Raw genomic sequence first — 10,425 nt, forward strand, 5'->3', positions numbered from 1 at the left:
GTTCTGTCCTAGAAGACGTTAAACTCTGCCTCCCTGCGAAGAAAGAATCCCCCGCGTTTTAACCGGGGGAGTGTCAAATGAAAGTTAACATGGTCAAACTATAGAATTTCTAGTGCTAATCTAGGTGAATGTAACTGACTTCCGCTACGTCCAGAGAAACAAATGGCAACCTTAGTTGTAACCACCGACACAGTATTCAAAACCCAGCCGATTCAGTCTTCAGAACTCGCCGACTCCGAGAAGCACCCTGTACCTAAGGGAGAATTCGGACTCAAAAGTTACCAGGAGCAGAAGGATCATCTTAAAGTCACCTTAGCCAATCCCCTGGGTGATCGCACGGAATGGTATGTGTTTAAAGGACACGTCGAGGTTCTCAACACCTCCACCTTAGTCGTCAGACAAGATACCATTTTCAAGACTAAACCCTTACAAGCCAAAGACCTACCCGACTCCGAAAAATTCCCGGTTGCCAGACGAGAACTCGCCGTCAAAAACTTCCAGGAAAGAGGTATCCATCTACTGGTGACGTTAGTGAATCCCCTTGACAATGATTCCAATCGCCTGGACTGGTATGTGTACGAAGGGCACATCGATGTGCTTAAAATTGCCACCTACTCTCCGCCAATGGACGAACCCGAACCCGTTAATCGGGGGATTTTGTTCCGAATACCAGGACGCGGACAAGTGGGAACGGATGACTCTATCATCCCCAATGGCAACTTTACCTGGGGTGAAGCGACAAAAAACGGGACTCGCATTCCGGTTAATGAACTCATTGTAAATAACATCATCGCTATGGCGCGACAGATGGAAGAGGTGAGATCACGCTTGGGAAATCGCTCCATTACTATTACCAGTTGGTATCGACCCCCGCGTGTGAATCGTGCTGTTGGTGGTGCGACGCGTTCGACCCACTTAGAGGGACATGGTGTTGATTTTTTGGTCAGTGGACTGACACCGAGAGAAGTGCAGCGACAACTCGATCCCTGGTGGCCCGCTGGATTGGGGTATGGGAGGAATTTTACCCATCTCGATAATCGAGGTTATCGGGCAAGATGGAATTACAATTAATTTGACGACTCCCCTGACGAAAAGTCAAGGGGATTCTTAAAGGATGTTACGAGGCGGACTGAAGTCGCGCCTCTCCACCCTTGTTCCTGCTTCTCGGACTCTTAACTAGACTGTTGCCAGTCCCCGTCAGACCGTCTCCACAAGCATTTTCTTCGTCTAGGATGCGTCTCACCCCAGACAATCCTCTATTTCTAACAATCTGTGCAGCCGCTACATCGCGATGCGTGGTGTACCCGCACTCAGGGCAAGAGTGAACCCTATCACGCTTGTTTTTCTTACCTGTATGGGCATCGCATTGAGGGCAGACCTGGGAGGTGTAATCCTTGTTCACTTGAAATTATAGCGCGTTTCATAGGACATGGAAGCATGGAGTCTTAGACACTACCAAAGTGTAAGTATTCAACCGGACAGAATATTAAATAAATTGCCAAACTTTAATCGTTTTATCTTGAGCCGCGCTCACCAAGGTTGAACTATCTGGACTAATTGCCACAGACATTACACCTGCTGAATGATCAGATAACGTCTGGAGAAGTTTTCCACTACCCGGATGCCAAAGTTTAACGGTTCCATCAGCACTACCACTGATTAATAGACTACCTTTGGCGCTAATTGCCACAGAATGAACCGCATCTGTATGTCCAATCAGTGTTAATAAAATATTGCCTGTCCTCAAGTTCCAGACTTGAATCGTCCCATCTGAACTACCACTGATTAAAAGTTGACCACTAGGACTAAAAAAGAGTGAATTGACGGCATCGGTATGTCCATGTAGGGTTAACTGAATCTCACCTGTGGCTAAATTCCAAAGTTTAATCGTGCGATCTACACTACCACTTGCCAAGGTTTGTCCATCTGGACTGATTGCAACCGTTTGAATCATGCTGGAATGACCATCTAGGCTGTTTTGTACATCCTGCGTCTTGAAATTCCAAACCTTAATCCGCTGATCAGCACTCCCACTGGCGAGAATCTTTCCATCTAAACTGATAGCAACTGACTTAATCCAACCTGAATGTTGCTTCAGGGTATGCGTTAAGGTTTGGGTACTTAATTGCCAAATTTTAAGCGTGTGATCCCAACTACCACTGACTAAAAACTGTCCATCTGGACTAAAAACAACGGCATCAATTAAGTTAGAATGCCCAGAAAGGGTACAATGGGATACATCACTATCCAGATGCCACAGTTTAACGCTACGATCCGCACCACCACTAGCCAGCATCTGTCCATCCGGATGAAAGGCGATCGCATGAATCGAACTCCAATGACCCCGCAATGTCTGTACACATTGCCACGTCGGTGTTAGCGTGTTTGGCGTCATCGATGAAACAGGGGAAGGGACTGAAAATAATGGGGCTAATTCTTGGCTTAAATTCAAATCCTGGAGAATCTGGGCTGCTGATTGATAACGCCGCTTCACCGCCCCCTCTAGCATTTTATTCAAGGTTTGCTTAAGCTGATCGCTAATGGGTTCGATCAGGTAATCTTGCCACACCCACATTCCTTCTAAACTGTTGAATAAGTCAAAGGGATGAACATTGGTCAGTAAATGAATACAAGTCACCCCTAAACTATACAAATCACTACTCGTCACCGCTTTGCCCATCAGTTGTTCCGGGGCGGCGTAAGCAGCAGAACCAATAACCGTTCCGGTTCGGGCTAATGCTGTTTTTGTAGTCAATTTTGCAGCACTAAAATCGACGAGAACCAGTTTCTCTGCCTCTGTCTCTATTCCTGTATCTGGAGAACGAATAATATTAGCTGGATTAATATCGCGGTGAATCACCTGATGAGAATGAATATACTGCAAAACAGGCAGCAGTTGTGCCAAGATATGACGAATCTGGGTTTCCTTAAATGCCCCTTCTTTAGCGAATTGTTGGGCTAAGCTTTCTCCCTCCACTAAGCGTTGCACGATCGCACCCACTGTTCCTATTTGCGGATTGGGTTCAAAATAAGCCAGCAGTCGGGGAATCTGGGGGTGTTCGCCTAGATTTTGTAATCGGGCGGCTTCTTGACGAAAGGATGCAGCCGCTTTCTCGGTATTGGTTGTACCTTGATTGGTGGGTGAAAACTGCTTGATAATACAAGGGGATAATCCAGACTCATATTCGTCAATTGCCCTAAAGGTACGACCAATACCCCCCTGACTAATCAACTCCATGGCACGGTAGCGATCGCCTAAAAGTAATCTTGACCCACAAGCAGAGCAAAATCTGGCATGATCCGGGTTGTCGGGTTTGTGACAAGCTAGGTTAAGACAATAACTCATTCGCTCTCTTTTTGGAGTCAGGAGTTTATTCTATCGAAAAGAGGGGTTTGGGGGAGCAATAGAACCCCATCGGACACGTAACTCCTGTGGAGTAGGGTGGGGGTGCCTATAATACAGATATCATCCACCTTACTACTCGCTTGGTGGTTGGTTGGATGAATGAAGAATTCCCCGCGTTTTCAACCGGGGGAATGTCAATATCTTCTGCCCTCTGCCTTGGAGCCTTCTGCCTTCTTTTGTACAACCCATTTCACGCTTGATGTATGTGGCTACCAGACGGATGGCGTATCATCCAATCCTCATTCGTTGACACAAAACCATGTCTACTGTACCAGGTTCGTAAATTTTCCATGCCAAAAGGACTACCCTTGTCCAATTCTAGAGTAATCGGTTTATCATCCAACATCTGGCAAAGCATTTCCAAGATTTTAGAACCGTACCCTTTGCCACGATTACCAGGCATAACATTCAAGAAATTGATAAAATAAGAGGTTTCATCCACACAGACAGATGCCACCCCGACTAACTCATCTGCCTGAGTAAACTCATACCTCATTTCCCCTTGATATCCAAAGGTTCTGGGAACGACTTGTACCGATAGATTCACGGTTTACTCATCCTCTCGTCCATTCACGTTATACACCAACCTATTTTCAACTTCCGGCGAGTGCGTCGGCTGAGGTTACCCCAGTTAGCATTCGTCATTCGTCTTATGTCTTATGTTTGCTCCCTGTGCACCTAGAAAGGCGGGTTTAGCCAGGTTATCGGTAGAACCCGCCCCTACATCGGGAGCTTGCCATAGTGCTATGGCAACGTCTCTACATGGCATCCCCAGCTTAAATTGACACGAATGGGACGTGGTAGACGGCGCGATCGCTTCTTTCTTGAAGACAGGGAGGGGTGATTGAACCACAACTAAAGAAAGAAAAATCTATCTTCTTGGGGATACCTCTTTGTCAATTATCGTTTCCTCTGATAGAGGTAAACCCGACTCAAGTTAAAAATAATAAAAATGTAACAAACTCTCATGGGAGAGAACACCAATGCGATATAAATATCTTACAGCTATAGGAATTTTAACCACCATTTTCGGCTTAGCAAACTCTGTATCGGCTCAATCACCAGTCACTACCAACGCCGAAGACGTTACCTTATCCGGTGAATCCCTAACGGGTATTGAACAGAGAACTCTCAGCGATGATTTTGACCAGTTCTTTTTAAATGATCCAACGATAGCATGGAGAGGAACGGGTGGTAACCAGATTGAGTTTAACAACCAAGTAGGTGGTGACTGGCAAGTAATGGAAGACGTGGAAATCTCAATTAACGAACCCTTCTCTCCACCTATCAGTCCGATCAATTTCCGCAGACACGAGAATTTAAGCAGTGGTATTGATCGCGTGGAAGTACAAGTTGAACTAGATTAATGGTGATAGGTTTTGCCAAAACAAAGGGCGGGTTCAGGACTCTACTTCAAAAGAATCGTTTGATTGGTTTTGGCAGATTGGCAAGCGGCGTCTCCAACCTGAAGCGCATATAAACTGGCTGCACTTGACACGTACAGAGGTTTTCCATCCACCAGATGCTCCAATACCATTTCCGTATCTTTAACAAATAAACCGCGACGCTCTGCTACAGGGATAGGTTGTTCTTCCTCTGCTCGAATTAATTTGCCTTGATCGCCATCAAACACCAGCGTACCTTGATCGCCGTGGACTTCAAAGGTTCGTAATCTTTGCCAGAATACTTCTCCCTTGCCATAAGTGACTTGGGCAATTAAACCTTTGACAAACTGTAATTGAGCCGTACATAGACAGGCACGATAATAGTCTGAATTTTGCCAATATTGAGCATTACAGCTAACCGTTGCGACGTTGCCAAATAAATTAGTGAATCGATGGATATGGGGTAATGCAGCTTTAAAGGGAAAGCCAAATAAATCACGATGGTATGTCCAACGCTGCGGTGCTGGCTGTTTCGGCACAATTGTGACATATCGGGCATAAAAGGGAGTGCCAATCTCTGGTAGCGATTGCTGTAAGGCTTGATGTAAGCCGCCCAATAGCTCAATATGTTCCACATGTAGAAGTTTGCCTTGAGTTTGAGCGAGGGCAATTAGGGATTGGGCTTCTGTTGGATCAAGGGAAATGGGATATTCGACGACAACATGCTTCCCTGCGGTTAAAGCCGCCCTGACAATCGCCCCATGATCGCGATTAATTGTACAAACAAAGACTAAATCCACGTCTGGATGTGCCACCACCTGTTGCCAAGATTCGACAGCGCTGGTTTGGTGACGTTGTACAAAGTCTTGCACTGTTTCCGGGGTATGTCCACTGACAACCACTAGCTGCGATCGCGCATCCGCCTGCAAGGTTTGCGCCCGTTGGTTGGCGGCATATCCAGTTCCGACGATACCAGCCCTAATGGGCAGTTTATCCATCATTTTTGATTAGTCCTCTCTTGACACTCCCCCTATTTTTAGAGTAACTAAGTAGGTGAACACAGACAAACTCACCAAACGTCCTGGTTATTTTACCTTATTTTGCTTTCTGGAAGACTCTTTTTTCAAAAAAGCACCAAATCCAAGCGCTACACCTGAACCGAGAATAGTCAAGGGTTCGGGAACAGGTTCGCTGTTACCCACTTGGATTTGATACGCAAGGTTAGAGCGAGTCGGTTGATCTCCAGTCCAACTAAAGCTCACTTGACCTTTAAGTTCAAAGGATTCTGAGATATCGCTAATCCGCAGATAGTTTACATCGCCATCCTGAACTACAGAAGAAAAGCTTAAAGGTAAATTGTTGAAAGACTCACCCTCTACCTTACTAAAGCTACTAGAAGTATTTCCATTAACAACTGATTTTGTACGGATGTATATCGTGTCGATTGGATCACTAAAAGTTTTGCTGCTTAGTTCTGTGGCTCCAACATTATAGTTGACGGTTGAGGTTAAGACATCATACTTTAATGTAAAGTCGTATTTTGCCCCATTCTCCCAGACAAACTGTTTCTGCTTGTCAGGTAAATTGTTATTGATCGGGTTGAGAACGCCTAATTCCCAGTCTCCACTCATACCATCAGTTCCAATTCTACCCTCAGCAACGAAGACTTCAGTAAAGGTTTGATTATCGATGGTAAAGTTTTGGGGTAAAGTCTTAACGGTGACTGCACTAGCAACATTCGGTGTTAGAGACAGCCCCGCAGTGGCTAAACCAACGCCTAAAGCAACTCCAGCTGCTCTGAAAGAAATTTTTGAGTAGATGCTATTCATCGTTACACCCCGTATATACCCTTAGCTAACAGTATAATTCTCTCTTGAGAGAATTTATGTGAAGTGTTGATAAAGTAAGATCCAAATCCTAGCGCAAAACCCATAGTTATGTTAACCCAACAAAAATTGCCAATATTTTTTAAGTCGGGCAGCATTTCCATACCAGCCAACGGGGCAAAAATTGAGCATTGTCTGTAATTATTCTCAATTAGCTAGACGAATGCTGTCAGTACCATTCAACTTAACTCCCCTCGCCAAACCGATATCCCTTCCCGTATACCGTGTGAATCAGGGGGGCTTCACCAGGAGCCTCTATTTTGCGGCGTAACAAGCGCACTAAAGCGGCTAAGACATTACTACTCGGTTGTTCCTCATCCTGCCACAACTGCTGATAAATTTCCCCATGAGTTAATAGCTGACCCGAATGACGCATAAAATAGTCCAGAAGTTGGGTTTCTTTTTCCGAGAGTTCAATTAATCGTCCATTGCGGTAGGCGAGCTGATTTTCCACATCCAGTTCTAAAGAAGCGACACGCAACCGAACAGGCGCATTTGTTTCCGTCGCCGCCTTCCTCCGCAACAGAGCACGAACCCGAGCCAGTAATTCTCGTAGTTCAAAGGGTTTAACTAAATAATCATCAGCCCCAGCATCTAACCCCATCACCCGATCATCAAGAGTATCTTTAGCCGTAAGGAAGAGAACAGGCGTTGTTTTCCCGTGCGATCGCAACTGCTGGCAAAGCTCTAATCCAGACTGATGGGGTAACATCCAATCTAAAATAAGTAAGTCATAGTCGCTTTGCATCGCCAACTGGCATCCGGAATGTCCCTCGTAAGCCACATCAACCTCGTATCCCTCCCGCTTGAGGACTCGGCTTAAGGGATCAGTGAGTTCAACTTCATCATCAACCAAAAGAATACGCATTATTGGTCATTTGTCAGTGGTCATTCGTTAGGGAACAGGGAATACACTATATCATGGTGAATATTGCTGCCCTTAAAGATGCCAATGTCTGTATCCCGGCTCAATGTAACCGAAAGCTGGTTAGAAGCCAATCAGCAGTATTTGATGGGAGAGATTGCGCGAGTGCGTCAAGCCTTGGAACGCAAGAGTGATCAAATTACTACGGGTATTTCTCTTACCTTAACCAATGGCTTCTATCCCAATGGGAATGGTTCACACCATCAACCCGACACATCTGTTTCACCGCCTCCCTTGTTAAATCAGCTTTGCCAAATGTTTGGGCTATCCTCATTTGAGCGAGATTTGCTGCTCTTATGTGCTGGGATGGAATTTGATGCCTCTTGGGGGTTGCTCTGCGGCATCGCTCAGAGTAATGAGCAATTAAAGTATCCCACATTTGCTCTAGCATTGAATATATTGCCCGACGGACATTGGGGGGCGCTGACGCCAGATGCACCATTGCGCCGGTGGCGGTTGATTGACGTGGGTGAAGGGGTGACGTTAACCAATAGTTCACTACGGATTGATGAGCGGATTTTGCATTACCTGCGCGGCGTTCAATATATTGATGAGCGCTTGGCGATTATGGAGGAACCGATGCCGTTACCGGGTATTTTGGTATCCTCTCATCAGCAAAGTGTCCAACAAATCGCTACAACCTGGTTACAGGTGGGCGAGGGTACATTCCCGGTGGTGCAGCTATGTGGGGAGGATGTCACCAGTAAACGTGCGATCGCGCGAGCGGTATGCGATCATTTGGGGATTAATCTCCATGCCCTTTCTGCTGAATCTTTACCCACGGATACCAGTCAACTGAATATCGTTAAGATTCTCTATGAACGGGAATGGGCATTAAGCAGCACGGTTCTGTTGCTCAACTGTGATCATCTCGAAACCAATGATCCAGCTAAAGAAAGCGCGATCGCTCGTTTCATCGAAAGCCTGAACACACCCTTACTTGTCACGAGTCGCGATCGCCGCCGCCAACGCCAGCGTCCAATCATTACTATAGATGTCCATCATCCTACCAGTGACGAGCAGCGTTTAATTTGGCAAAACGCTTTAGCCGATAAAGCCTCCAAACTTGAGCCTTCAATCAACCTATTAGTGTCTACATTTAACCTCAGCGCTCCCGATATTCATACTGCTTACTTAACCCTCAAAGGAATGAATATTGAGACACAGGAAGAAGACGGGCAACCCATAGACGAAGACATTGATAACTCATCTGTAATCCCACCCATTACCACTAAATTGTGGGACGTCTGCTGTATTCAAGCCCGTCCCCGCATGGAAGAATTAGCCCAACGAATTGATACAGCCGCCACTTGGGACGATTTAATTTTGCCGGATATTGAACGCACTGTATTAGCAGAAATTGTCACCCATGTGCGCCACCGGATGAAGGTGTATGAAAATTGGGGATTTGCCGGAAAAAGCCGCCGTGGGCTGGGAATTAGCGCTCTATTTGCGGGTGCCAGTGGAACCGGGAAAACCATGGCAGCAGAGGTTATTGGCAAAGAGTTACGATTGGATGTTTATCGGATCGACCTCAGTTCAGTTATTAGTAAATATATTGGTGAAACTGAGAAAAACTTACGCCGGGTTTTTGATGCCGCAGAAGGGGGCGGATCGATTCTTTTATTCGATGAAGCCGACGCATTATTTGGCAAGCGTTCTGAAGTAAAAGATTCTCATGACCGCCATGCCAATATTGAAGTCAGTTACCTATTGCAGCGCATGGAATCCTATCGAGGATTAGCAATTTTAACGACCAATATCAAAAGTGCATTAGACCAAGCCTTTATGCGCCGGATTCGCTTCATCGTTCAATTTCCCTTCCCCAGCGCTGAGCAACGTAAAGAAATTTGGCAACGCATATTTCCCAAACAGACACCAACTGAGAAACTGGATTATCGGAAATTGGCAAAACTGAATGTAGCGGGGGGTAATATTCGGAGTATTGCCATGAATGCAGCATTTATCGCGGCAGATGCTGGGGAACCTGTGCAGATGAAACATATTTTACAAGCTACTAAGAGTGAATATGTGAAACTAGAGCGACCATTAACTGATGTAGAAATCAGGGGATGGGTTTAGGGATTGTAACAACTCATGTAGAGACGTGCCATGGCACGTCTTGTCAATTGTATGTAGGGGCGAGTAGGGGAAGCGAAACCCAACCCCTACTGCTTGGGTTTCGCTTCCCTAAAGTTCCGTAAAAATTTGACGAATCGCGAATTGCAGAAATGACTTGTGCAGGATAATATTAGGTATCCAATAAGTTGAGTTGGGAAGACTGGTCATGGGTAGCCAACGGCGTCTTAACAAAAAAACATCCTGGGAACCGACTTCTTTACCAGTGCGGAATCCTTTACAGACGCGCCCCTTTGGTAAAGGTATCCAGGCGAGACGAGCCGAGTTGCCAACGACCAATGTATTGCAAACTCGTCCCTTTGGTACTCCCAAGCAAGCATCTTCGCCACAACAGGAAATGCCAGATCTCCAAGCTCAACTCGAACAGGTTAAGCGCTCTGGCTATAATGCCGCTAATATTCCCACACTTGCTCCGAGTAGCGCTACACCGATTCAGGCAAAGCTGACGATTGGAGAACCCAATGATAAGTATGAGCAGGAAGCGGATCAGGTAGCGGCGCAAGTCGTCAATCAGATTAATTCGCCTCAGAGTCAGCCGTCGGTTCAGGGTAAGACAGTTCAACGTCAGGAGAATCTAGAAGAGGAAAAAAAGGAACTGAAGATGAAACCTCTGGCTGACTCCATTCAGCGCCAGGAAGAAGAGGAAAAAGAGGAACTGAAGATGAAACCTCTGGCTGACTCCAT

At 46.0% G+C, this 10,425-nt stretch carries 10 protein-coding genes and 1 pseudogene; 4 read left to right on the plus strand and 7 right to left on the minus strand.

Annotated features, from left to right (window positions below):
- Positions 1–162: 162 nt before the first annotated feature.
- On the plus strand, positions 163–1,071 hold the full coding sequence (locus ACLGGO_RS33765; RefSeq protein WP_446422591.1) for a D-Ala-D-Ala carboxypeptidase family metallohydrolase: 909 nt from the start codon (positions 163–165) through the stop codon (positions 1,069–1,071).
- A 46-nt stretch (positions 1,072–1,117) separates the two neighbouring features.
- Here the strand turns inward: ACLGGO_RS33765 and ACLGGO_RS33770 are convergent, their stop codons facing one another.
- From ACLGGO_RS33770 to ACLGGO_RS33785, 4 genes are all read right to left on the minus strand, one after another.
- The gene (locus tag ACLGGO_RS33770; RefSeq protein ID WP_446422592.1) at positions 1,118–1,402 is read right to left on the minus strand and encodes a zinc ribbon domain-containing protein; all 285 of its coding nucleotides are present in this window, start codon (positions 1,400–1,402) and stop codon (positions 1,118–1,120) included.
- An 84-nt stretch (positions 1,403–1,486) separates the two neighbouring features.
- Entirely contained in the window at positions 1,487–3,346 is a 1,860-nt protein-coding gene (locus ACLGGO_RS33775; RefSeq protein WP_446422593.1) for a protein kinase domain-containing protein, read from the minus strand.
- A 250-nt stretch (positions 3,347–3,596) separates the two neighbouring features.
- Positions 3,597–3,953: a GNAT family N-acetyltransferase gene (locus tag ACLGGO_RS33780; protein WP_446422594.1), complete on the minus strand. Its 357-nt coding sequence runs from the start codon at positions 3,951–3,953 to the stop codon at positions 3,597–3,599.
- A gap of 84 nt (positions 3,954–4,037) precedes the next feature.
- Positions 4,038–4,259, minus strand: coding sequence for a hypothetical protein (locus ACLGGO_RS33785; RefSeq protein WP_446422595.1), 222 nt, complete (start codon positions 4,257–4,259; stop codon positions 4,038–4,040).
- A gap of 130 nt (positions 4,260–4,389) precedes the next feature.
- Here ACLGGO_RS33785 and ACLGGO_RS33790 point away from each other — a divergent pair, with 130 nt between their 5' ends.
- Complete coding sequence (locus ACLGGO_RS33790; protein WP_446422596.1) at positions 4,390–4,773, plus strand: hypothetical protein; 384 nt, start codon at positions 4,390–4,392, stop codon at positions 4,771–4,773.
- Positions 4,774–4,814: 41 nt separating this feature from the next.
- On the opposite strand, the gene ACLGGO_RS33795 is transcribed toward ACLGGO_RS33790, so the two are convergent.
- The 3 genes from ACLGGO_RS33795 to rppA all read right to left on the minus strand — a co-directional run bounded on the left by ACLGGO_RS33795 (position 4,815) and on the right by rppA (position 7,545).
- Positions 4,815–5,792, minus strand: a complete 978-nt coding sequence (locus ACLGGO_RS33795) for a Gfo/Idh/MocA family protein (RefSeq protein ID WP_446337409.1) — start codon at positions 5,790–5,792, stop codon at positions 4,815–4,817.
- A gap of 84 nt (positions 5,793–5,876) precedes the next feature.
- Positions 5,877–6,620 carry a PEP-CTERM sorting domain-containing protein gene (locus tag ACLGGO_RS33800; RefSeq protein ID WP_446422597.1) on the minus strand — a complete coding sequence of 248 codons (744 nt, stop codon included), beginning with the start codon at positions 6,618–6,620 and terminating at the stop codon, positions 5,877–5,879.
- A 241-nt stretch (positions 6,621–6,861) separates the two neighbouring features.
- Positions 6,862–7,545, minus strand: a complete 684-nt coding sequence (rppA, locus tag ACLGGO_RS33805; protein WP_446337411.1) for a two-component system response regulator RppA — start codon at positions 7,543–7,545, stop codon at positions 6,862–6,864.
- Positions 7,546–7,629: 84 nt separating this feature from the next.
- Between rppA and ACLGGO_RS33810 the strand changes: the two genes are divergently transcribed.
- The gene (locus ACLGGO_RS33810) at positions 7,630–9,684 is read left to right on the plus strand and encodes an ATP-binding protein (RefSeq protein ID WP_446422598.1); all 2,055 of its coding nucleotides are present in this window, start codon (positions 7,630–7,632) and stop codon (positions 9,682–9,684) included.
- A gap of 205 nt (positions 9,685–9,889) precedes the next feature.
- Positions 9,890–10,425, plus strand: a pseudogene (locus tag ACLGGO_RS33815) (hypothetical protein); the annotation flags it as partial.

Origin of the sequence: Coleofasciculus sp. (assembly GCF_046565525.1) — a bacterium.
GTDB lineage: Bacteria > Cyanobacteriota > Cyanobacteriia > Cyanobacteriales > Coleofasciculaceae > Coleofasciculus.

Coding starts and splice junctions, on each gene's coding strand:
- ACLGGO_RS33765 (WP_446422591.1), top strand. CDS start 163: ATGGCAACCTTAGTTGTAACCACCGACACAGTATTCAAAACCCAGCCG.
- ACLGGO_RS33775 (WP_446422593.1), bottom strand. CDS start 3,346: ATGAGTTATTGTCTTAACCTAGCTTGTCACAAACCCGACAACCCGGAT.
- ACLGGO_RS33790 (WP_446422596.1), top strand. CDS start 4,390: ATGCGATATAAATATCTTACAGCTATAGGAATTTTAACCACCATTTTC.
- ACLGGO_RS33795 (WP_446337409.1), bottom strand. CDS start 5,792: ATGATGGATAAACTGCCCATTAGGGCTGGTATCGTCGGAACTGGATAT.
- ACLGGO_RS33800 (WP_446422597.1), bottom strand. CDS start 6,620: ATGAATAGCATCTACTCAAAAATTTCTTTCAGAGCAGCTGGAGTTGCT.
- rppA (WP_446337411.1), bottom strand. CDS start 7,545: ATGCGTATTCTTTTGGTTGATGATGAAGTTGAACTCACTGATCCCTTA.
- ACLGGO_RS33810 (WP_446422598.1), top strand. CDS start 7,630: ATGTCTGTATCCCGGCTCAATGTAACCGAAAGCTGGTTAGAAGCCAAT.